Here is a 21,276-nt window from a genome sequence, read left to right on the forward strand (position 1 = left end):
ATGCAGATGGGCCTGGATTTCACCCTGGTGGCGGATGCCGAGGACCTGGTGGCCGGTGTCGACGAAGTCGGCCGTGGCCCCTTGTGCGGGGCGGTTGTCACTGCTGCGGTGATTCTTGATCCACAACGGCCGATTCTCGGCCTCAACGACTCGAAGAAGCTCACTGAGGCCCGCCGCGAGAAGCTGTTCGACGAAATCTGCGAAAAGGCCCTGAGCTGGTGTATTGCTCGGGCTGAAGTCGAAGAGATCGACGAACTGAACATCCTCCATGCCACCATGCTGGCGATGCAGCGAGCGGTGGAGGGCCTGAGCGTGACGCCGAAGCTGGCGATGATCGATGGCAACCGTTGCCCGAAGCTGGCGATGCCGGCCGAAGCGGTGGTCAAGGGCGATAGCAAGGTTCCGGCGATCGCTGCAGCGTCGATTCTGGCCAAGGTCAGCCGCGACCGGGAAATGGCCGCTTTCGAGCTGATCTACCCGGGTTACGGTATTGGTGGCCACAAGGGTTATCCGACGCCGGTGCATCTGGAAGCCCTGGCCCGCCTGGGGCCGACGCCGATTCACCGGCGTTCCTTCGCCCCTGTGCGGCAAGCTTATGAAGCCCGTGAGGCGCAGGGCGAGATTCAGTCCTGAGGCTGATGTTTTAGTCGGGGCCCGGTACAATCCGGGCCTTGTTGTTTTCGCGCTTATTACAGGATCACTATGCCGGCTTCATTCGTTCACCTGCGCCTGCACACTGAATACTCCCTGGTCGACGGTCTGGTGCGGATCAAGCCGCTGGTCAAGGCCCTCACCGGCATGGGCATGCCTGCGGTGGCGGTCACCGACCAGAACAACATGTGCTCTCTGGTCAAGTTCTACAAAAACAGCATGGGCGCCGGGATCAAGCCGATCTGCGGTGCCGACCTGTGGTTGTCGAACAAGGACCCGGATAACCCCCTGAGTCGCATCAGTCTGCTGGTGATGAACGCCATGGGTTATCGCAACCTCACCGAACTGATTTCCCGCGGCTTTATCGATGGTCAGCGCAACGGCCAGATCATCATCGAGCGTGAGTGGGTGGCGGAGGCCGCAGAAGGCCTGATCATGCTCTCGGCGGCCAAGGAGGGCGAGATCGGCATGGCCCTCATCGCCGGTGACCTTGAGGTCGCTGAAACCCTGGCTCGGGAGTGGATGGCAGTCTTCCCGGACCGTTTCTACCTCGAAGTGCAACGTACCAATCGGCCCAATGACGAAGAGCAACTGCACGCCGCGGTGGCCCTGGCAGACAAGATCGGTGCGCCGCTGGTGGCCACCAACGATGTGCGCTTTATCAAGCAGGAAGACTTCGAAGCCCACGAAACCCGAGTCTGCATCGGTGAAGGTCGGGCCCTGGACGATCCGCGTCGCTCGAAGAATTACAGCGACCAGCAGTACCTCAAGAGCGCCGAGGAAATGGCCGAGCTGTTCAGCGACCTGCCCGAGGCGCTGGAAAACACGGTTGAGATCGCCAAGCGCTGCAATATCGAGGTCAAGCTGGGCAAGCACTTCCTGCCCGACTATCCCATTCCCGATGGCATGACCATCGATGAGTACTTCCGTAAGGTTTCCTTCGACGGCCTGGACGAGCGCCTTAGTGTGCTGCTGCCCAGGGACACCACCGAAGACTACGAAGCCAAGCGCCAGGTCTACGTCGACCGGTTGAATTTCGAGCTGGATATCATCATCCAGATGGGGTTCCCCGGTTACTTCCTGATCGTTATGGACTTTATCCAGTGGGCCAAGAGCAACGGCGTTCCGGTAGGCCCTGGCCGGGGGTCGGGTGCCGGCTCCCTGGTGGCCTACGTGCAGAAGATCACCGACCTGGACCCGTTGGAATACGACCTGCTGTTCGAACGTTTCCTTAACCCGGAACGGGTTTCCATGCCCGACTTCGACGTCGACTTCTGCATGGACGGTCGCGACCGGGTGATCGACTACGTGGCCGAAAAGTACGGTCGCAATGCGGTAAGCCAGATCATCACCTTCGGTTCCATGGCGGCCAAGGCGGTGGTGCGCGACGTGGCGCGGGTTCAGGGCAAGTCCTACGGCCTGGCCGACCGTCTGTCGAAGATGATTCCCTTCGAAGTCGGCATGACCCTGGAAAAAGCCTACGAGCAGGAAGAGATCCTGCGGGACTTCATCAAGGTCGATGAAGAAGCGGCGGAAATCTGGGAGATGGCGCGCAAGCTTGAGGGCGTGGTGCGTAACGTCGGTAAACACGCCGGTGGTGTGGTAATTGCTCCGACCAAACTCACTGACTTCTCGCCGATCTATTGCGATGAAGAGGGCGGCGGCCTGGTTACCCAGTTCGACAAGGATGACGTCGAGGCTGCTGGCCTGGTGAAGTTCGACTTCCTCGGTCTGCGAACCCTGACCATCATCGACTGGGCACTGAAAACCATTAACCGCGACCGCGCCAAGGTCGGCGAGGAACCGCTGGATATCGCCTTTATCCCGCTGGACGACAAGCCGACCTATAGCCTGTTGCAGAAAGCTGAAACCACCGCGGTGTTCCAGCTTGAATCCCGGGGCATGAAGGAGCTGATCAAGAAGCTCAAGCCCGACTGTCTGGAAGACCTGATCGCACTGGTGGCCCTGTTCCGTCCGGGGCCGCTGCAATCGGGCATGGTGGATGACTTCATCAACCGTAAACACGGGCGCGCCGAGCTGGCCTATCCGCACCCGGACTATCAGTACGACGGCCTGCAGCCGGTATTGGCGCCGACCTACGGCATTATCCTGTACCAGGAACAGGTGATGCAGATCGCCCAGGTCATGGCCGGTTATACCCTCGGCGGTGCGGACATGCTGCGTCGAGCCATGGGTAAGAAAAAACCCGAGGAAATGGCCAAGCAGCGTGGCGGTTTCATTGAGGGTTGCGCCAGCAACAACATCGATGCCGACCTCGCGGGCAACATCTTCGACCTGGTGGAAAAGTTCGCCGGTTACGGTTTCAACAAATCTCACTCCGCCGCCTACGGCCTGGTGTCCTACCAGACCGCCTGGCTCAAGGCTCACTACCCGGCGCCATTCATGGCGGCGGTACTGTCTGCGGATATGCACAACACCGACAAGGTCGTGACCTTGATCGAGGAAGTGCGGACCATGAAGCTGCGCCTCGATGCGCCAGACGTGAACACTTCCGAGTTCAAGTTCACGGTGAACGATGAAGGTCGCATCGTGTATGGCCTGGGCGCGATCAAGGGCGTGGGCGAGGGACCGGTGGAAGCTATCACCGAAGCCCGTGAGGGAGGTCCCTTCAAGGATCTGTTTGATTTCTGCGCCCGAGTCGACCTCAAACGCATTAATAAACGTACCCTGGATGGTCTGATTCGCAGTGGTGCTCTGGACCGTCTTGGCCCGCATTTCTTCGATGAGCCCAAGGCGTATCAGGCCAACATCGACCAGAACCGCGCGGTGTTGCTGGCAGCCATGGAAGAGGCGATCAAGGCGGCGGAGCAAACTGCCCGTACCCACGACAGTGGCCACTCCGACCTGTTCGGTGGTGTGTTTGTCGAGGAAGACGCCGATGTTTATGCCAATCATCGCAAGGCCAAGGAACTGACCCTCAAGGAGCGCCTGAAGGGTGAGAAAGATACCCTCGGCCTGTACCTGACCGGGCACCCGATCGATGAATATGAAGGCGAGATCCGCCGCTTCGCCCGTCAGCGCATCATTGACCTGAAACCGGCCCGGGATACCCAGACGGTGGCGGGCATGATCATTGCCCTGCGGGTGATGAAGAACAAAAAGGGCGACAAGATGGGTTTCATCACCCTCGACGACCGTTCGGGACGGATCGAGGCCTCCTTGTTTGCCGACGCTTTCCACTCGGCGCAGTCGCTGTTGCAGACCGACGCCATGGTGGTAGTGGAGGGCGAGGTCAGCAACGATGACTTCTCCGGCGGCCTGCGCCTGCGGGTCAAGCGGGTAATGAGCATGGAGGATGCGCGGACCAACCTGGCGGAAAGTCTGCGCCTGAAAGTTCATACTGATGCCCTCAAGGGCGATCAGCTACGCTGGCTGGGGGACTTGTTCAAGCGCCACCGCGGTGCGTGCCCGATTACCATGGAGTACACCCGTAACGATGCCAAGGCCTTGCTGCAGTTTGGCGAGAACTGGCGGATCGACCCGGCAGACAGCTTGATTCAAGCCCTGCGTGACCAGTTCGGGCGAGACAACGTCTTCCTCCAATACCGTTGACGGTGAGGTGCCATCATTGCGCCTCATCGTCACTTGAATTTTTAATCTCGACCTCAACGCGTCCGTCCCTTAAGGTAGGGCGCGAATAGACAACCGGCCGGCCCAAGCCCCCTTGGACGTCGAGCCCAGACGGACGCCTATGAACCCGAATTTTCTTGATTTCGAACAGCCGATCGCCGACCTGCAAGCCAAGATCGAAGAGTTGCGCTTGGTCGGTAATGACAATTCGCTGAATATCGGCGATGAGATTTCCCGCCTGCAGGACAAGAGCAATACCCTGACCGAAGACATCTTCGGCAAGCTCACCAGCTGGCAGATCGCACGTCTGGCGCGGCACCCGCGTCGTCCGTACACCCTGGATTACATCCAGCACATCTTCACCGAGTTCGACGAGCTGCATGGCGATCGCCACTTCTCTGACGACGCCGCGATCGTCGGCGGCGTAGCTCGCCTGGACGAGCAGCCGGTGATGATCATCGGTCACCAAAAGGGCCGCGAAGTGCGCGAGAAGGTCCGCCGCAACTTCGGCATGCCGCGTCCGGAAGGCTACCGCAAGGCCTGCCGCCTGATGGAAATGGCCGAGCGCTTCAAGATGCCGATCCTGACCTTCATCGACACCCCGGGCGCTTATCCGGGTATCGACGCTGAAGAGCGCAACCAGAGCGAAGCCATTGCCTGGAACCTGCGAGTCATGGCGCGCCTGAAGACTCCGATCATCGCCACCGTGATCGGTGAAGGTGGTTCTGGCGGTGCCTTGGCCATTGGCGTTTGCGACCAACTGAACATGCTGCAGTACTCCACTTACGCGGTGATCTCGCCGGAAGGCTGTGCCTCGATCCTGTGGAAAACCTCGGAAAAGGCCGCTGATGCCGCCGAAGCAATGGGCATCACCGCCGAGCGCCTGAAAGGCCTGGGGATTGTCGACAAGGTCATCGGCGAGCCATTGGGCGGCGCCCATCGTGATCCAGCCGCCGCGGCTGCCTCGATCCGTGCCGAACTCAGCTCGCAGCTGGCAATGCTCAAGGAAATGGACAACGACACCCTGTTGGCTCGTCGTTATGACCGCCTGATGAGCTACGGTCTCTGATCGAGCGCTGCTCCCCCTTGTAGGGGTACGCTTGCTCGCGACCCAGGCGCCGCAGTCGTTAAGATTGCGGCGTCGTCCTTTCTCGCGCACATGCTCCTACAGGGCTTGAAGCTCAATGAATTCTCTCTCCGCCAAACTTCTAAAAAGCCTGGCGCCCTGGCGTGAAGCCGCCCATTGGCGTATCGCCTTCTCCGGTGGGCTTGACTCCACCGTCCTGCTGCATCTTCTTGTCGATTTGGCGCAACAACATCGCCTTCCACGGCTCACGGCTGTGCACGTTCATCACGGGCTGCAAACGGCGGCGGATGCTTGGCCGGCCCACTGTCGGGCGGTCTGCGATGCTCTGGGTGTGCCGTTGCAGGTGATTCATGTCCAGGTAAAGGCCGGTGCCAGTCTCGAAGGGGCCGCCCGGGAGGCACGTTATGGGGCGTTCGAGCGCTTGAACGCTGCCAACGAGTTGCTGCTGATGGCGCAGCATCGTGACGATCAGGCCGAAACCCTGTTGTTTCGACTGTTGCGCGGTGCCGGCGTCAGGGGGCTGTCGGCAATGCCGGAAAGCCGACCTTTGGGCGCAGGGCACCTGCTGCGGCCTTTGCTTGGCGTATCCCGTGCCGAACTTGAACGTTATGCCGCTGAGCATTGCCTGAGCTGGGTCCAGGACCCTTCAAATGCCGATCATCAATATTCGCGCAATTACCTGCGGCATCAGGTGATGCCGTCGCTGCTTGCTCGCTGGCCTCAGGCCGCGACCAGCATGAGTCGCAGCGCCGGCCACCTGAGAGAAGCGCAGGGCCTGCTCGATGAGTTGGCGATGATGGATCTGGCGACAGCCGAGGTGGAAAGCGACTTTCCCTGGCTGGACTTGCCGTCACTGGCCCTTGCTCCTCTGCAGCAGTTGTCCCCGGCCCGGCAGCGCAATGCCTTGAGCCACTGGTTGAGCAAACTTGGCCGTTTGCCGGATACCGATCATTGGACCGGCTGGGAGAACCTGCGGGATGCCAGCGCCGAGGCGCGCCCGCAATGGCGTCTGGCCGATGGCGAAGTGCATCGCGCGGGAGGGCGGATCTGGTGGCTGTCCGGCGCCTGGTTGCAGCCGGTTAAGAGTGGGGTCGAATGGCCGGACCCGGGGAGCCCGTTGCAGTTGCCGGACAATGGCCAGGTGTTTTTCGTCGGACCGGCGCCACGGGGTCCGTTGCACATCCGTTACCGGCAGGGTGGGGAAGTCATGCAGGTGGCAGGACGTGGTCATCGTGACCTGAAGCGTCTGCTCAATGAAGCCGGACTACCAAGCTTCGTCCGTGGCAGATTGCCGCTGCTGTATCAGGATGAGCGGCTGCTGACGCTGGCAAACTTGCCGGAGCCCGGCGCAAAGCCCCAGGCAGGCTGGCAATTGCATTGGCGACCACTGACTAGCGATCAAGGTTTGAGCTGAAAGGGGCTTTCCGGTAGACTACGCTCCCTTCTTGATACAACTTCTGTGGATTCGCCTGAATTGCAGGAGTTGCCGATTACCAAGCAGTCTTTGCTGGGCGATTCCAAAAAATGTGTAGCGAGCAACCTACCGGTGTTTTTGCATCCGGTCTGTCACCACGCGGCGGTTTTTTTGAAAGGTGCACTGTGATTAATGCAGGTGATCGGGGGCTTCGGCCTTCCTTCGCTTTCCCCGGCGGCACTGACCGCTTTAACGCAGACTTCTAGGGTTTTTCATGACGCGCTACATATTCGTCACGGGCGGTGTTGTTTCTTCATTGGGGAAAGGCATTGCCTCGGCTTCATTGGCGGCCATCCTGGAGGCGCGGGGGCTTAAGGTCACCATGCTCAAGCTGGACCCGTACATCAACGTCGACCCGGGCACCATGAGCCCGTTCCAGCACGGTGAAGTGTTCGTCACCCACGACGGCGCCGAGACCGACCTGGACCTGGGCCACTACGAGCGGTTCATCCGCACGACCATGACCCAGAACAACAACTTCACCACCGGCCGCGTGTACGAGCACGTGCTGCGCAAGGAACGCCGTGGTGATTACCTGGGCGCCACCATCCAGGTGATTCCGCACATCACCGACGAGATCAAGCGTCGCATCATCAAGGGCGCTGGCGATGCCGACGTGGCCCTGGTGGAAATCGGCGGTACCGTGGGCGACATCGAGTCGCAACCGTTCCTCGAAGCTATCCGCCAACTGCGGGTCGAAGTCGGCTCCAAGCGCGCGATGCTGATGCACCTGACCCTGGTTCCGTACATCGCCACCGCTGGCGAGACCAAGACCAAGCCGACCCAGCACTCGGTGAAGGAACTGCGCTCCATCGGTCTGCAGCCTGACGTGCTGATCTGCCGCTCCGACCATCCGGTGGATGTGTCCTCGCGTCGCAAGATTGCCTTGTTCACCAACGTTGAAGAGCGTGCGGTGATCTCCCTGGAAGACGTCGACACCATCTACAAGATCCCAGCCGTGCTGCACGCTCAGGGTCTGGACGATTTCGTCGTCGAGCGTTTCGGCCTGCAATGCAACGGCGCCGATCTGTCCGAGTGGGAAAAGGTGGTGGACGCCAAGCTCAACCCTGAACACGAAGTCACCATCGCCATGGTCGGCAAGTACATGGAGCTGCTGGACGCCTATAAGTCGCTGATCGAAGCGATGAGTCACGCCGGCATCACCAACCGCACCAAGGTCAACCTGCGCTACATCGATTCCGAAGACATCGAGAACCAGGGGACCGCGCTGCTGGAAGGCGTCGACGCGATCCTGGTTCCTGGCGGCTTCGGTCTGCGTGGCGTGGAAGGCAAGATCACCGCCGTGCAATACGCTCGCGAGAACAAGGTGCCGTACCTGGGTATCTGCCTGGGCATGCAAGTGGCGGTTATTGAGTTCGCCCGTAACGTCATGGGTTGGAAAGATGCCAACTCCACCGAGTTCGATCGCACCAGCGGTCATCCAGTGGTCGGCCTGATCACCGAGTGGGAAGACGCCACCGGCGCCGTCGAAGTGCGTACTGAAGCTTCCGACCTGGGCGGCACCATGCGCCTGGGCGCTCAGGACTGCCTTCTGGAGCCGGGCTCCAAGGTCCACGACTGCTACGCCAAGGACGTGATCATCGAACGTCACCGTCACCGTTATGAAGTGAACAACAAGCTGTTGCCGCAACTGATCGAGGCGGGCCTGAAGATTTCCGGTCGCTCCGGCGACGGCGCGCTGGTTGAAGTGGTCGAGGCTGCGGATCATCCATGGTTCGTCGCTTGCCAGTTCCACCCTGAGTTCACCTCGACGCCACGTGACGGTCACCCATTGTTCAGCGGTTTCGTCAAAGCTGCATTGGCTCAACACCAGAAGAAGGCTTGAACCTGATGGCGCAGAAGATCATCCGCGTAGGCAACATCGAGATCGCCAACGACAAGCCGATGGTGCTGTTCGGCGGTATGAACGTGCTGGAAAGCCGCGACATGGCGATGCAGGTCTGTGAAGAGTACGTACGGGTTACCGAGAAGCTCGGTATTCCTTACGTGTTCAAGGCCAGTTTCGACAAGGCCAACCGTTCGTCGGTGACCTCTTACCGTGGCCCCGGCCTGGAAGAGGGCATGCGGATTTTCGAAGATGTGAAGCAGGCCTTTGGCGTGCCGATTATCACCGACGTCCACGAGCCGGCCCAGGCCGCGGTGGTCGCCGAAGTCTGCGACATCATCCAACTGCCGGCGTTTCTCTCGCGGCAGACCGACCTGGTGGTGGCCATGGCCAAGACCGGCGCGGTGATCAACATCAAGAAGGCCCAGTTCCTCGCGCCTCAGGAAATGAAACACATCCTGAGCAAGTGCGAAGAGGCGGGTAATGATCAGTTGATCCTCTGCGAGCGCGGTTCCAGCTTCGGTTACAACAACCTGGTGGTGGACATGCTCGGCTTCGGCATCATGAAGCAGTTCGAATACCCGGTATTCTTCGACGTGACCCATGCCCTGCAAATGCCGGGCGGTCGCGCCGATTCTGCTGGCGGTCGCCGGGCCCAGGTCACTGACCTGGCCAAGGCCGGCATGAGCCAGTCCCTGGCTGGCCTGTTCCTGGAAGCCCACCCGGATCCGGACAACGCCAAGTGCGACGGCCCTTGCGCTCTGCGTCTGGACAAGCTCGAGCCGTTCCTGGCTCAGCTCAAGGCTCTGGACGAACTGGTCAAGAGTTTCCCCACGGTAGAAACCGCGTAAAACCGGCGACTTCCTCTGTAGGAGCCGGCTTGCCGGCGAAGGTGTCCTCGCGGACCCGTTCGCTGGCAAGCCGGCTCCTACAAGAATGCAATTTGACCCACAAGTTATAAATCGAGCGGTACTCAGCGTTTTCGTCAACTTTGGAGTGTTTACAACAATGGCAAAAATCGTCGACATCAAAGGTCGTGAAGTTCTCGACTCCCGTGGCAATCCCACCGTCGAAGCGGACGTGCTTCTCGATAACGGCATCATCGGCAGTGCTTGCGCGCCGTCCGGTGCTTCCACCGGCTCGCGCGAAGCGCTGGAGCTGCGTGATGGCGACAAGAGCCGTTACCTGGGCAAGGGTGTGCTCAAGGCGGTAGCCAACATCAACGGTCCGATCCGCGACCTGTTGCTGGGTAAAGACCCGATCGACCAGAAGGCGCTGGATCAGGCGATGATCAAGCTCGACGGTACTGAGAACAAGGCCACCCTGGGCGCCAACGCGATCCTCGCCGTGTCCCTGGCCGCTGCCAAGGCTGCCGCTCAGGACCAGGACCTGCCCCTGTATGCTCACATCGCCAACCTCAATGGCACCCCAGGCGTCTACTCGATGCCGGTTCCGATGATGAACATCATCAACGGTGGCGAGCACGCTGATAACAACGTCGACATCCAGGAGTTCATGGTGCAGCCGGTCGGCGCCAAGTCCTTCTCGGAAGGTCTGCGCATGGGCACCGAGATTTTCCATCACCTCAAAGCCGTGCTGAAGGCCCGTGGCCTGAACACCGCTGTGGGCGATGAAGGTGGTTTCGCACCCAACCTGGCTTCCAACGAAGACGCGCTGAAAGTCATCTCCGAAGCCGTGGCCAACGCCGGTTACACTCTGGGCACTGACGTGACCCTGGCCCTGGACTGCGCCGCCAGCGAGTTCTACGAAGACGGTAAATACAACCTGTCCGGCGAAGGCCAGGTGTTCACCGCCGAAGGTTTCGCCGAGTACCTGAAAGGTCTGACTCAGCGCTACCCGATCATCTCCATCGAAGATGGCCTGGACGAGTCCGACTGGGCTGGCTGGAAAATCCTTACCGACAAGATCGGCGAGAAAGTGCAACTGGTGGGTGACGACCTGTTCGTGACCAACACCAAGATCCTGAAAGAAGGCATCGACAAGAAGATCGCCAACTCGATCCTGATCAAGTTCAACCAGATCGGCACCCTGACCGAAACCCTGGAAGCCATCCAGATGGCCAAGGCTGCCGGTTACACTGCCGTGATCTCCCACCGCTCCGGTGAAACCGAAGATTCGACCATCGCCGACCTGGCTGTGGGCACCTCGGCTGGCCAGATCAAGACCGGCTCCCTGTGCCGTTCCGACCGCGTATCCAAGTACAACCAATTGCTGCGTATCGAAGAGCAATTGAATGGCAAGGCCAAGTACAACGGTCGCAGCGAGTTTCGCGGCTAAGCCGTAGATGGTAAAAAGACACCGGATTGTGTCGGGAAAATCGCTACAGCGAGTTTTTTGCCACTAATCTGATGCCTTAAGAGTACAAGCCTGGGTCTTCCAGGCTTCGTGCTATCAGTAGGTTCGAAGTTGTTGGCATGGCTGTCTTTTTTCACTGGATACCCGATATTCGATGCGCAGTCCCAATTGGTTGTTCCTGGTCTTGCTCTTGCTGCTGGCTGGCTTGCAGTACCGCCTGTGGGTGGGGAATGGCAGCTTGGCCCAGGTAGCTGACCTGACTCAGCAGATTGCCGACCAGCACGCTGAAAACGAGCGTTTGCTGGAGCGAAATCGCGTACTCGATGCGGAAGTCATGGAGTTGAAGAAGGGCATGGAGACCGTTGAAGAACGGGCTCGCCATGAGTTGGGCATGGTCAAGGAGGGTGAAACCCTCTACCAGTTGGCCCAATGAGCGATAGATTGCCGGCCTTCTGGGCCGTGATTCCTGCCGCGGGCGTCGGTGCCCGTATGGCCGCGGACCGTCCCAAGCAATACTTGCAATTGGGCGGACGCACTATTCTCGAACACAGCCTCGGCTGTTTCCTCGACCATCCTGGCCTCAAGGGGCTGGTGGTCAGCCTGGCGCTTGACGATCCTTACTGGCCAGCCCTGGCCTGTGCCCATGACTCGCGGATTCAGCGGGTCGAAGGTGGCGCCGAGCGTTCCGGGTCGGTACTCAATGCCTTGCTTCATCTGCATGCTCAGGGCGCGGCCGATGAGGATTGGGTTCTGGTCCACGATGCCGCACGACCGAACCTGTCTCGCGATGACTTGGACAAGCTGCTGGGCGAGCTGGCGGACGATCCTGTAGGCGGCCTGCTGGCGGTGCCGGCCCGTGACACCCTGAAGCGGATCGACAAGCACGGACGGGTGCTGGAAACCGTGGACCGCAGTCTGATCTGGCAGGCCTACACACCGCAGATGTTCCGCCTTGGCGCCTTGCATCGCGCCCTGGCCGACAGCCTGGTAGCGGATGTAGCCATCACCGATGAAGCATCGGCAATGGAATGGGCCGGCCAGGCACCACGCCTGATCGAAGGGCGCTCCGACAACCTCAAGGTCACTCGTCCCGAAGACCTGGAGTGGCTGCGTCAGCGCTGGTCCAATCGGCGCTGATCCGTACTGTGGCTACAGGCCCCGGTATTCCGGGCGTTCGGCCAGGCCTTGCTTTAGATAATCCACCAACTTGCGCACTTTTGGCGACAGGTGCCGTTGCTGCGGATACAGGGCCCAGACCGCGGTATTGGGCGGCTGATGGGCTTCCAGCAGGGAGATCAAGGTGCCGTTCTGCAGGTGCTCCAGAACGTAGTAGTCCGGCAGTTGGCACAGTCCGACGCCTTGCAAGGCCGCATCCAGTACGGCTTGACCGCTGTTGCAGCGCCAGTTGCCCTGTACCCGCTGTGAGAACTCGCGCCCATCCAGCTCCAATTGCCAGATATCCGAACTGCCGATCAGGCAATTATGACGGCTCAGTTCCGACAGGCTATGGGGGCGCCCGTAGCGCTCCAGATAGGAGGGCGAGGCGCACAGGTACATGCGTCGCGGTGCCAAGCGAGTGGCCACCAGGCGTGAGTCCTGCAGCCGCCCGAGCCGAATGGCCAGGTCGAGTCCTTCGTGCACCAGATCCAGAGGGCGGTTGCTCAACTCGATGTCCACCCGTAATTGCGGGTAAAGCCCCATGAAACGGGTCACCAGCGGCACGATAAAACGCTCGCCATAGGCCACGGCGCAGGTCATGCGCAGCATGCCCTTGGGCTCGCTGGCCAGGTCCCCTACGGCCCGCAGCGCTTCTTCGCGGCCGTCCTGCAGGCGTTGGCAATGCTGGAGAAAGGTCTGTCCGGCCTCGGTCAGGGTGACTCGGCGGGTACTGCGATACAGCAGACGCGTCTGCAGGCGCTCTTCGAGGCGCACCACCTGACGGCTGATATGGGAGGAGGACACTCCCAGGCGCTCGGCAGCGGCGGTGAACTGGCTGCATTCGGCTACTGCAACAAACTCGTCGATGCCTTCCCAACGGTTTTCACTCATTGATTATCCCTGTACGGCAATAATGTTTTGCTTTTACCTGGATTATTCATCGCATTGCGCTGTTTTACACTCACCTCCTCGTTTTTATTCGCTGGAGAGTCAGGATGATCAAGTCACGTGCTGCCGTAGCCTTCGAGGCCAAGAAGCCCCTGGAAATCGTCGAAGTGGATGTCGCCATGCCCAAGGCTGGCGAGGTACTGCTGCGGGTGGTTGCTTCCGGCGTCTGCCATACCGATGCCTACACCTTGTCCGGTGCTGACCCGGAAGGCATCTTTCCGGCGATTCTCGGCCATGAAGGTGGTGCAGTGGTGGAGGCGGTGGGCGAGGGTGTGACCTCGGTCGCCGTCGGTGATCATGTGATCCCGCTGTACACCCCGGAATGTGGCAAGTGCAAATTCTGTCTTTCTGGCAAGACCAACCTCTGTCAGGCAATTCGCGCTACCCAGGGCAAAGGCCTGATGCCTGATGGCACTAGCCGTTTTTCCTACAAGGGCCAGCCTATTTTCCACTACATGGGTACTTCGACGTTCTCCGAGTACACCGTGCTGCCGGAAATTTCCGTGGCCAAGATCCCCAAGGAAGCGCCTCTGGAGAAGGTCTGCCTGCTGGGTTGCGGCGTAACCACCGGTATCGGTGCGGTGATCAACACCGCCAAGGTCAAGGCTGGTGACACCGTGGCTATCTTTGGCCTGGGCGGTATCGGCCTGTCGGCGGTGATTGGTGCGGTCAAAGCCAAGGCTGGGCGCATCATTGCCATCGATATCAACCCGGCCAAGTTCGAGATCGCCAAGCAATTGGGCGCCACCGACTGCGTCAATCCGAAGGATTTCGACCGTCCGATCCAGGAGGTCATCGTCGACATGACTGACGGCGGCGTGGATTTTTCCTTCGAATGCATCGGCAACGTACAACTCATGCGCGCCGCGCTTGAGTGCTGCCACAAAGGCTGGGGCGAATCGGTGATCATCGGTGTGGCCGGTGCCGGCCAGGAAATTTCGACCCGTCCCTTCCAACTGGTGACCGGCCGCGTCTGGCGCGGTTCGGCATTCGGTGGCGTGCGTGGCCGCAGCGAGCTGCCAAGCTACGTGGAAATGTCCCAGACCGGCGAGATCCCTCTAGATACCTTCATTACCCACACCATGGGTCTGGAAGACATCAACAAGGCATTCGACTTGATGCACGAAGGCAAGAGCATTCGTTCCGTCATTCATTTCTAAAAGCAGCGGCAAGCCGTGAGTGACAAGCGGCAAACGGGAAGCACCTGTTTGTGGCTCGAAGCGTGCGGCTTGTGGCTGGGGAGATTGCCATGAGTCTGGAAAACCTTTCCTGCCAGAAGAGCTTCGGCGGCTGGCACAAACGGTACAAACATCATTCTCAGGTGTTGGGCTGCGACATGGTGTTCGCTGTGTACCTGCCGCCGCAGGCCGAACAGGGCGGCAAGCTGCCAGTGCTGTATTGGCTGTCCGGCCTGACCTGCACCGACGAGAACTTCATGCACAAGGCCGGTGCCCAGCGCATGGCTGCGGAACTCGGGCTGATTATCGTCGCTCCCGACACCAGCCCTCGTGGGGCCGGCGTCCCTGGCGATCCGGAGGGCGCCTGGGACTTCGGCCTGGGAGCGGGCTTCTACCTGAATGCCACCCAGGAGCCCTGGGCTCAGCACTACCGCATGCATGACTATGTGGTGGACGAGTTGCCAGCGTTGGTGGAAGCACACTTTCCTGCGTCGCAAAAACGCGGTATCAGCGGGCACTCCATGGGCGGGCACGGGGCATTGGTCTGTGCACTGCGTAATCCTGGTCGTTATCAGTCGGTGTCGGCTTTCGCTCCCATCAGTAATCCCATGGATTGTCCTTGGGGGCAGAAAGCCTTTTCCCGATATCTGGGAGAGGAGCGCTCTCGATGGCGCGAATGGGACGCGAGCGTGCTGCTTGCAGATGCCGGGGAGAAGCTTGCGTTGCTGGTGGACCAAGGGGATCGTGATGACTTCCTTGCGACCCAACTCAAGCCCGAAGTGTTACAGCAGGCGGCAAAGAATGCCGGTCATGAACTGACGTTGCGTTTGCAACCGGGTTACGACCATAGCTACTTTTTCATCGCCAGCTTCATAGACGACCACTTGCAGCACCATGCACGTGCTCTTAACGCCTAATGCCTGCCAAAGCAGGTAGAATCACGCCCTGACTTTTTCGGGGCGTTTTTTTATGCGTATTGGCCACGGCTACGATGTGCACCGTTTCGCTGAAGGCGACTTCATCACTTTGGGTGGTGTGCGTATCGCCCATCATTCTGGGTTGCTCGCCCATTCTGACGGTGACGTGTTGTTGCATGCACTCAGTGATGCCCTGCTGGGCGCCGCGGCGCTAGGGGATATCGGCAAGCATTTTCCGGACACCGATCCGCAATTCAAAGGTGCCGACAGCCGTGTTCTGCTGCGTCACGTTGTCGCGTTGATCCATGCCAAGGGCTGGAGGATCGGCAACGTCGACAATACCATCGTCGCCCAGGCACCGAAGATGGCGCCTCATATCGAAACCATGCGGGCCTTGATCGCCGAGGACCTGCAAGTCGAACTGGATCAAGTGAACGTGAAGGCAACCACCACCGAAAAACTCGGTTTCGTTGGCCGCGAGGAAGGTATTGCGGTGCATTCCGTGGCCTTGTTGCTGCGCCCATGAATGAACTGCAACTGTTAGGCCCGCGGGCCTATGGCGAGGCCTTGGGCAGCGCCGTACTCAAAGCTACTGCCGAAGACTTTCAAGTCGATGAGGTGCTGGATATCCCGCTGAGCGGTGAGGGCGAGCACCTGTGGCTGTGGGTGGAAAAGCGTGGCTTGAACACCGAGGAGGCGGCACGCCGGATCGCCAAGGCGGCCGGTGTGCCATTGCGCACCGTCAGTTACGCCGGGCTCAAGGATCGACAGGCGCTGACTCGTCAGTGGTTTAGTGTGCAGTTGCCCGGTAAGGCCGATCCCGATCTTGGCGCCGCGGAAAACCACACCCTGAAAATCCTCAAGGCCACCCGCCACAAGCGCAAATTGCAGCGTGGTGCCCATGCGGCCAATGGTTTTACCCTGCGTTTGACAGAGCTCAAGGCGGATCAGGCGGCTATCGATGAGCGTTTGAAACGGATCGCCCAGCAGGGGATCCCCAACTACTTCGGGGCTCAGCGTTTCGGTCATGGCGGTGGCAATCTGGTGGATGCCCGTGACTGGGCGTCCCGTCAGGCCCTGCCGGAGCAGCGCAATGTGCGTTCGCGGTTGTTGTCCACGGCCCGTAGCTACCTGTTCAATCAGGTGCTGGCGGCGCGAGTGGCGGACGGCAGCTGGCAGCAGGCGCAAGTGGGTGATCTGCTGGCGTTTACCGACAGTCGCAGCTTTTTCATGGCCGGGCAGGCCGAATGCTCGGACCCGCGCCTGGCGATTCTCGACTTGCATCCCACTGGCCCTTTGTGGGGCGAGGGCGAGTCTCCTGCGGCTGGTGCAACCCATGATCGCGAGCAAGAGCTTGCAGGCGCTGAGTCGGCACTGTGCGATTGGTTGATAAAAGCCGGCATGAGCCATGAACGACGCATTCTGCGGCTGCCCATTGGCGGTTTGACGTGGCATTATCCCGAGCCTGACATTCTGCAACTGGAATTCGTCCTGCCGGCCGGGTGTTTCGCCACCGCATTGGTGCGTGAACTCGTCGATCTGGTGCCGGTGGGGCAGACGGACAGCTCATGCGTATTCTGATTTCTAACGATGATGGGGTAACTGCACCCGGTATCGCTGCGCTGCATGCTGCGCTGGCGGATTACGCCGAGTGTGTGGTTATCGCACCGGATCAAGACAAAAGCGGCGCCAGCAGTTCGCTGACGCTCGACCGTCCGTTGCATCCGCATACCCTCGGCAATGGCTTCATCAGCATCAACGGCACACCGACCGACTGTGTTCACCTGGGGCTTAATGGCCTGTTGGAGCATGAGCCGGACATGGTGGTGTCGGGGATCAATCTGGGGGCCAACCTGGGTGATGACGTGCTGTATTCCGGAACGGTCGCCGCTGCGCTTGAAGGCCGTTTCCTGCAGCGCCCGGCGATTGCCTTTTCGCTGGTGTCGCGGCAGGTAGAAAACCTCGCCACCGCAGCCCATTTCGCGCGCAAGCTGGTGCAGGCTCAGGGCTTGCTGGATTTGCCACCACGGACGGTGTTGAACGTGAATATTCCCAACCTGCCGCTTGATCATATCCGTGGCATACAACTGACCCGCCTGGGCCATCGCGCGCGCGCGGCGGCACCCATGAAGGTCGTCGATCCCCGTGGCAAGTCGGGTTACTGGATTGCCGCCGCAGGGGACGCCGAAGATGGTGGTCCGGGTACTGACTTTCACGCGGTCATGCAAGGTTATGTGTCGATCACGCCGTTGCAGTTGGATCGCACCTTCAATGAAGCGTTCAGGAGTCTGGACGGCTGGTTGGAGGGGCTGCGCTGATGGCTCGTGAGCAAGACGATTTGCTGCGACGGGGAATCGGCATGACTTCCCAGCGTACCCGCGAGCGCCTGATCCAACGGCTTTACGATGAGGGCCTGTCCAATCCCCAGGTATTGGAGGTCATTCGTCGCACGCCACGGCATCTCTTCGTTGATGAAGCTCTGGCTCACCGTGCCTATGAAGACACGGCACTGCCCATCGGCCATAACCAGACTATCTCCCAGCCTTATATGGTGGCTCGCATGAGCGAGCTGCTGCTGGCGGCAGGTCCGCTGGACAAAGTGCTGGAGATCGGTACCGGCTCCGGCTACCAGACGGCGGTGCTGTCGCAGTTGGTGGAGAGGGTGTTTTCGGTAGAGCGGATCAAGGTCCTGCAGGATCGGGCCAAGGAGCGCCTGCAGGAACTGAACCTGCGTAATGTGGTGTTCCGCTGGGGCGATGGCTGGGAGGGCTGGCCAGCGTTGGCGCCTTACAACGGCATCATCGTCACCGCCGTTGCCACCGATATTCCTCAGGCACTGCTGGATCAACTGGCGCCTGGTGGGCGCCTGGTGATTCCTGTGGGTGCCGGAGAAGTGCAGCAGTTGATGCTGATCATTCGTGAAGAACATGGCTTTGCCCGACATGTCCTGGGCGCGGTACGGTTTGTGCCTTTGCTCAATGGGCCATTGGCCTGAGCATTTATCGACCCTGGGTGAATTCTGTCTGCTTGGCTGTGTCTTAGTGCCGTATTGATCGTCAATGAGTGGGACGGCGATCAATGGCAATCTCTTGCGACTGTGTGTTGCGCTTTGCCAGCAATAAAACGCCGGCCTCCAGTTATACTTGCGTCATTTCATGCCTGAGCCAGGTAATTAATATCGTCAACCACCATAAAGGGAGCGGCGGGTGAGTCTCACAGTCATTGCGCAGCGTATGGGTATAACAAGCTTTCAGCGACTGATGATTGGCCTTGTCTTGAGTTCCTTGTTGGTCGGCTGCTCCAGCACCAAGTCCAGCAGTGTGGGTGTGGTTGAACGCAGTAATAACGCGGCGCCTCAGCGCCCTACCGTGACCACGGGACAATATGTAGTACGTCGTGGGGATACACTGTTCTCCATCGCGTTTCGCTACGGCTGGGATTACAAGGCGCTGGCAGCGCGTAACAATATTGCCGAGCCCTATACCATCCATCCGGGGCAAACCATTCGCTTTGATGGTCGCACGGGTACTGCGCCGACAACTGTGGTTACCAGCACCCAGTCCGGTGCCTCGTCCTCCAGCAAAACCACGGTTATTCGTCGTCCGGCGGGGGCTGTCATTGCCCCGGCAACAAGTGCTGCAACGCCTCCTGCAAGCAAGCCGGCGCCCGCTCCGGTTGCGCCTGCGGGGCCTGCTCCGACGGGCTGGGGCTGGCCTTCCAACGGTGTTTTGATTGGAAAATTTTCTTCAAACGGTAGTTTGAATAAAGGCATTGATATCGCCGGAGATTTGGGACAGCCTGTTTTAGCTGCGTCTGATGGGACGGTGGTTTACGCCGGGAGTGGCTTAAGGGGCTACGGCGAATTAGTCATCATCAAACACAACGAAACCTACGTCAGTGCTTACGGCCACAACCGCAAGCTATTGGTTCGGGAGGGACAGCAGGTCAAAGTCGGACAGACAATTGCCGAGATGGGATCAACTGGTACAGACCGGGTGAAACTGCACTTTGAGATTCGCCGACAAGGTAAACCTGTAGATCCGCTGCAATTCCTGCCACGTCGTTGATCCGTTACCAGCCTGTTCCGCTCACGTAGAGGGAACAGGCTCCAGCGTTGCCAGGGATATAGGCGCCGCTTGAGCCTGAGGTCGAACTCACCAAAGGACTATAACAATGGCTCTCAGTAAAGAAGTGCCGGAGTTTGACATCGACGATGAGGTTCTCCTTATGGAGAGCAGTATCGATATGGATTCGATGTCGAATAATGAGGGGGCAACTCCACCTTCCGTTCGCGCCAAATCCAAAAGCTCCGCTTCACTTAAGCAACACAAGTACATTGATTACACGCGTGCGCTCGATGCGACGCAGTTGTACCTCAATGAAATCGGCTTTTCTCCATTGCTCTCTCCCGAAGAGGAAGTGCACTTTGCGCGTTTGTCGCAGAGTGGCGACCCAGCCGGGCGCAAGCGCATGATTGAAAGCAACTTGCGACTGGTGGTGAAAATCGCCCGGCGCTATGTCAATCGTGGGTTGTCGCTGCTGGACCTGATCGAAGAGGGCAACCTCGGCCTGATCCGGGCAGTGGAGAAGTTCGACCCGGAACGCGGCTTCCGCTTTTCGACCTACGCCACCTGGTGGATTCGCCAGACCATCGAACGGGCGATCATGAATCAGACCCGGACCATCCGGTTGCCGATTCATGTGGTCAAAGAGCTCAACGTCTACTTGCGCGCCGCCCGTGAGTTGACGCAAAAACTCGATCATGAACCCTCTCCCGAAGAAATCGCCAACCTGCTGGAGAAGCCGGTGGCTGAAGTCAAACGCATGCTCGGTCTGAATGAGCGGGTTTCTTCGGTTGATGTCTCGCTGGGACCGGATTCGGATAAAACCCTGCTGGATACCCTGACTGACGATCGTCCGACGGATCCTTGTGAACTGCTGCAGGACGATGATCTGTCGCAAAGCATCGATCAATGGCTTTCCGAACTGACCGAAAAGCAGCGTGAAGTGGTGGTTCGCCGCTTTGGCCTGCGAGGTCATGAGAGCAGCACTCTTGAGGATGTCGGCCTGGAGATTGGTCTGACCCGTGAGCGGGTTCGACAAATCCAGGTTGAAGGCCTCAAGCGCCTGCGGGAGATCCTTGAAAAGAATGGATTGTCCAGTGAGTCGTTATTTCAGTAACGTCTGGAACTGATCCGTAAGAGCCCCGATTTATTCGGGGCTTTTTATTGGGTGATTGTTTTGACTCTGAGTTCTCGGATTCTGCTCAGGGTTGGGATTACTCTTAACTTGCGTGTAAGCAATAGATTACGTTTTCGTAAGTGTTCGGTTCTCGGTTGCTTCAGACTTGCCTAAAATACTCTAGGCTGTTTTTTATATTGTTGATTTATAAGGTGTTTTTTAATTTAGTTATTCGTGTCCGACAAGTTTTTACGGGAATAGTGCGATTGCTCTTACCTGGGAACTCTCTAATATCAGCCCTGTGTCGACGGATAGACACAGCCATCAAGGACGATGGTCAGGACATCGCAGGAAGCGATTCATCAGGACGATGAAAAGGAACACAGGGACTAGGGAAAAATGTGGGCGGGTCATACCGCCCCTTTTTTTGCCTGTCGAAAAGTCCCGAGTGCAAGAACCCCGTTCCCAGAAATACAAAAAGGCCCGCAAGGGGCCTTTTCAGGAACGCGGGGGCAATCAGCGTTCGAGGTCTTTGATCTTGCCTTTGACGCCATCCCACTCTTCGGCATCCGGCAACGATTCTTTCTTTTCAGTGATGTTCGGCCAGATCTCTGCCAGCTCGACGTTCAGCTGAATGAACTCCTGCATCTCTTCCGGGACTTCATCCTCGGAGAAAATGGCTACAGCCGGGCACTCAGGCTCGCACAGCGCGCAGTCGATGCACTCATCCGGGTGAATCACCAGGAAGTTCGGCCCTTCGTAAAAGCAGTCCACCGGACAGACTTCTACGCAGTCGGTGTACTTGCACTTGATGCAGTTGTCGGTGACGACGAAGGTCATTTCTAATTCTCTCCTCAGGCGGCGGCAGCGGAGCCCCTACATGACGGGGTCGCCAGGTTTGGGAGCGATAGTCTGCGAACCAGGCTAAT

19 protein-coding genes are annotated in these 21,276 nt (G+C 59.2%); 17 read left to right on the plus strand and 2 right to left on the minus strand.

Translation table 11 applies throughout. The annotated features are described in order from the left end of the window. From rnhB to ispD, 9 genes are all read left to right on the plus strand, one after another. Positions 1-633: a ribonuclease HII gene (gene rnhB, locus P7C00_RS06500; protein WP_102861377.1), complete on the plus strand. Its 633-nt coding sequence runs from the start codon at positions 1-3 to the stop codon at positions 631-633. A gap of 69 nt (positions 634-702) precedes the next feature. Further along, on the plus strand, positions 703-4,224 hold the full coding sequence (gene dnaE, locus P7C00_RS06505) for a DNA polymerase III subunit alpha (RefSeq protein ID WP_404938341.1): 3,522 nt from the start codon (positions 703-705) through the stop codon (positions 4,222-4,224). A 139-nt stretch (positions 4,225-4,363) separates the two neighbouring features. Continuing rightward, positions 4,364-5,311, plus strand: a complete 948-nt coding sequence (locus P7C00_RS06510; protein WP_015634338.1) for an acetyl-CoA carboxylase carboxyltransferase subunit alpha — start codon at positions 4,364-4,366, stop codon at positions 5,309-5,311. A 115-nt stretch (positions 5,312-5,426) separates the two neighbouring features. Continuing rightward, the gene (gene tilS, locus P7C00_RS06515; protein WP_404938343.1) at positions 5,427-6,743 is read left to right on the plus strand and encodes a tRNA lysidine(34) synthetase TilS; all 1,317 of its coding nucleotides are present in this window, start codon (positions 5,427-5,429) and stop codon (positions 6,741-6,743) included. Between the two features lie 274 nt (positions 6,744-7,017). Then, positions 7,018-8,649 (plus strand): CTP synthase, encoded by a 1,632-nt coding sequence (locus P7C00_RS06520; protein ID WP_123727663.1) that lies wholly within the window; start codon positions 7,018-7,020, stop codon positions 8,647-8,649. A 5-nt stretch (positions 8,650-8,654) separates the two neighbouring features. Further along, positions 8,655-9,500 (plus strand): 3-deoxy-8-phosphooctulonate synthase, encoded by an 846-nt coding sequence (gene kdsA, locus P7C00_RS06525; RefSeq protein WP_011059542.1) that lies wholly within the window; start codon positions 8,655-8,657, stop codon positions 9,498-9,500. A gap of 157 nt (positions 9,501-9,657) precedes the next feature. Next, positions 9,658-10,947 carry a phosphopyruvate hydratase gene (gene eno / locus P7C00_RS06530; RefSeq protein WP_123727664.1) on the plus strand — a complete coding sequence of 430 codons (1,290 nt, stop codon included), beginning with the start codon at positions 9,658-9,660 and terminating at the stop codon, positions 10,945-10,947. Between the two features lie 172 nt (positions 10,948-11,119). Next, positions 11,120-11,398, plus strand: coding sequence for a cell division protein FtsB (ftsB, locus tag P7C00_RS06535; RefSeq protein ID WP_011059544.1), 279 nt, complete (start codon positions 11,120-11,122; stop codon positions 11,396-11,398). Continuing rightward, a complete protein-coding gene (ispD, locus tag P7C00_RS06540; protein WP_346635915.1) occupies positions 11,395-12,102 on the plus strand; it encodes a 2-C-methyl-D-erythritol 4-phosphate cytidylyltransferase in 708 nt (235 codons plus the stop codon). Before ftsB ends, ispD begins: the two co-directional genes overlap by 4 nt. A gap of 12 nt (positions 12,103-12,114) precedes the next feature. Here ispD and P7C00_RS06545 read toward each other — a convergent pair whose 3' ends face one another. After that, the gene (locus P7C00_RS06545) at positions 12,115-13,014 is read right to left on the minus strand and encodes a LysR substrate-binding domain-containing protein (protein WP_346635914.1); all 900 of its coding nucleotides are present in this window, start codon (positions 13,012-13,014) and stop codon (positions 12,115-12,117) included. 104 nt (positions 13,015-13,118) lie between these two features. Here P7C00_RS06545 and P7C00_RS06550 point away from each other — a divergent pair, with 104 nt between their 5' ends. The 8 genes from P7C00_RS06550 to rpoS all read left to right on the plus strand — a co-directional run bounded on the left by P7C00_RS06550 (position 13,119) and on the right by rpoS (position 20,347). Continuing rightward, positions 13,119-14,231: an S-(hydroxymethyl)glutathione dehydrogenase/class III alcohol dehydrogenase gene (locus P7C00_RS06550; RefSeq protein ID WP_404938345.1), complete on the plus strand. Its 1,113-nt coding sequence runs from the start codon at positions 13,119-13,121 to the stop codon at positions 14,229-14,231. A gap of 83 nt (positions 14,232-14,314) precedes the next feature. After that, complete coding sequence (fghA, locus tag P7C00_RS06555) at positions 14,315-15,166, plus strand: S-formylglutathione hydrolase (RefSeq protein WP_346635929.1); 852 nt, start codon at positions 14,315-14,317, stop codon at positions 15,164-15,166. A 52-nt stretch (positions 15,167-15,218) separates the two neighbouring features. Then, positions 15,219-15,692 (plus strand): 2-C-methyl-D-erythritol 2,4-cyclodiphosphate synthase, encoded by a 474-nt coding sequence (ispF, locus tag P7C00_RS06560; RefSeq protein WP_123727669.1) that lies wholly within the window; start codon positions 15,219-15,221, stop codon positions 15,690-15,692. Continuing rightward, entirely contained in the window at positions 15,689-16,747 is a 1,059-nt protein-coding gene (truD, locus tag P7C00_RS06565) for a tRNA pseudouridine(13) synthase TruD (RefSeq protein WP_346635912.1), read from the plus strand. The genes ispF and truD overlap by 4 nt, the downstream gene beginning before the upstream one ends. Then, entirely contained in the window at positions 16,735-17,484 is a 750-nt protein-coding gene (gene surE, locus P7C00_RS06570; protein ID WP_102861388.1) for a 5'/3'-nucleotidase SurE, read from the plus strand. Before truD ends, surE begins: the two co-directional genes overlap by 13 nt. 41 nt (positions 17,485-17,525) lie before the next feature. Then, the gene (locus P7C00_RS06575) at positions 17,526-18,161 is read left to right on the plus strand and encodes a protein-L-isoaspartate(D-aspartate) O-methyltransferase (protein WP_170001073.1); all 636 of its coding nucleotides are present in this window, start codon (positions 17,526-17,528) and stop codon (positions 18,159-18,161) included. A 211-nt stretch (positions 18,162-18,372) separates the two neighbouring features. Continuing rightward, positions 18,373-19,233, plus strand: a complete 861-nt coding sequence (locus P7C00_RS06580; protein ID WP_346635911.1) for a peptidoglycan DD-metalloendopeptidase family protein — start codon at positions 18,373-18,375, stop codon at positions 19,231-19,233. A gap of 106 nt (positions 19,234-19,339) precedes the next feature. After that, positions 19,340-20,347 carry an RNA polymerase sigma factor RpoS gene (rpoS, locus tag P7C00_RS06585; RefSeq protein ID WP_016964675.1) on the plus strand — a complete coding sequence of 336 codons (1,008 nt, stop codon included), beginning with the start codon at positions 19,340-19,342 and terminating at the stop codon, positions 20,345-20,347. Positions 20,348-20,863: 516 nt separating this feature from the next. Here the strand turns inward: rpoS and fdxA are convergent. Beyond that, complete coding sequence (fdxA, locus tag P7C00_RS06590; protein ID WP_007908827.1) at positions 20,864-21,187, minus strand: ferredoxin FdxA; 324 nt, start codon at positions 21,185-21,187, stop codon at positions 20,864-20,866. Positions 21,188-21,276 lie beyond the last annotated feature (89 nt).

Source organism: Pseudomonas sp. JDS08PS003 (genome assembly GCF_045013505.1).
Lineage (GTDB): Bacteria > Pseudomonadota > Gammaproteobacteria > Pseudomonadales > Pseudomonadaceae > Aquipseudomonas > Aquipseudomonas protegens_B.

Excerpts from the sequence above, each read along its gene's own strand:
- fdxA (WP_007908827.1), bottom strand. The coding sequence starts at position 21,187 with ATGACCTTCGTCGTCACCGACAACTGCATCAAGTGCAAGTACACCGAC.
- P7C00_RS06575 (WP_170001073.1), top strand. The coding sequence starts at position 17,526 with ATGACTTCCCAGCGTACCCGCGAGCGCCTGATCCAACGGCTTTACGAT.
- tilS (WP_404938343.1), top strand. The coding sequence starts at position 5,427 with ATGAATTCTCTCTCCGCCAAACTTCTAAAAAGCCTGGCGCCCTGGCGT.
- eno (WP_123727664.1), top strand. The coding sequence starts at position 9,658 with ATGGCAAAAATCGTCGACATCAAAGGTCGTGAAGTTCTCGACTCCCGT.
- dnaE (WP_404938341.1), top strand. The coding sequence starts at position 703 with ATGCCGGCTTCATTCGTTCACCTGCGCCTGCACACTGAATACTCCCTG.
- P7C00_RS06510 (WP_015634338.1), top strand. The coding sequence starts at position 4,364 with ATGAACCCGAATTTTCTTGATTTCGAACAGCCGATCGCCGACCTGCAA.
- ispD (WP_346635915.1), top strand. The coding sequence starts at position 11,395 with ATGAGCGATAGATTGCCGGCCTTCTGGGCCGTGATTCCTGCCGCGGGC.
- ispF (WP_123727669.1), top strand. The coding sequence starts at position 15,219 with ATGCGTATTGGCCACGGCTACGATGTGCACCGTTTCGCTGAAGGCGAC.
- rpoS (WP_016964675.1), top strand. The coding sequence starts at position 19,340 with ATGGCTCTCAGTAAAGAAGTGCCGGAGTTTGACATCGACGATGAGGTT.
- P7C00_RS06550 (WP_404938345.1), top strand. The coding sequence starts at position 13,119 with ATGATCAAGTCACGTGCTGCCGTAGCCTTCGAGGCCAAGAAGCCCCTG.
- P7C00_RS06520 (WP_123727663.1), top strand. The coding sequence starts at position 7,018 with ATGACGCGCTACATATTCGTCACGGGCGGTGTTGTTTCTTCATTGGGG.
- ftsB (WP_011059544.1), top strand. The coding sequence starts at position 11,120 with ATGCGCAGTCCCAATTGGTTGTTCCTGGTCTTGCTCTTGCTGCTGGCT.
- rnhB (WP_102861377.1), top strand. The coding sequence starts at position 1 with ATGCAGATGGGCCTGGATTTCACCCTGGTGGCGGATGCCGAGGACCTG.
- kdsA (WP_011059542.1), top strand. The coding sequence starts at position 8,655 with ATGGCGCAGAAGATCATCCGCGTAGGCAACATCGAGATCGCCAACGAC.
- surE (WP_102861388.1), top strand. The coding sequence starts at position 16,735 with ATGCGTATTCTGATTTCTAACGATGATGGGGTAACTGCACCCGGTATC.
- truD (WP_346635912.1), top strand. The coding sequence starts at position 15,689 with ATGAATGAACTGCAACTGTTAGGCCCGCGGGCCTATGGCGAGGCCTTG.
- P7C00_RS06545 (WP_346635914.1), bottom strand. The coding sequence starts at position 13,014 with ATGAGTGAAAACCGTTGGGAAGGCATCGACGAGTTTGTTGCAGTAGCC.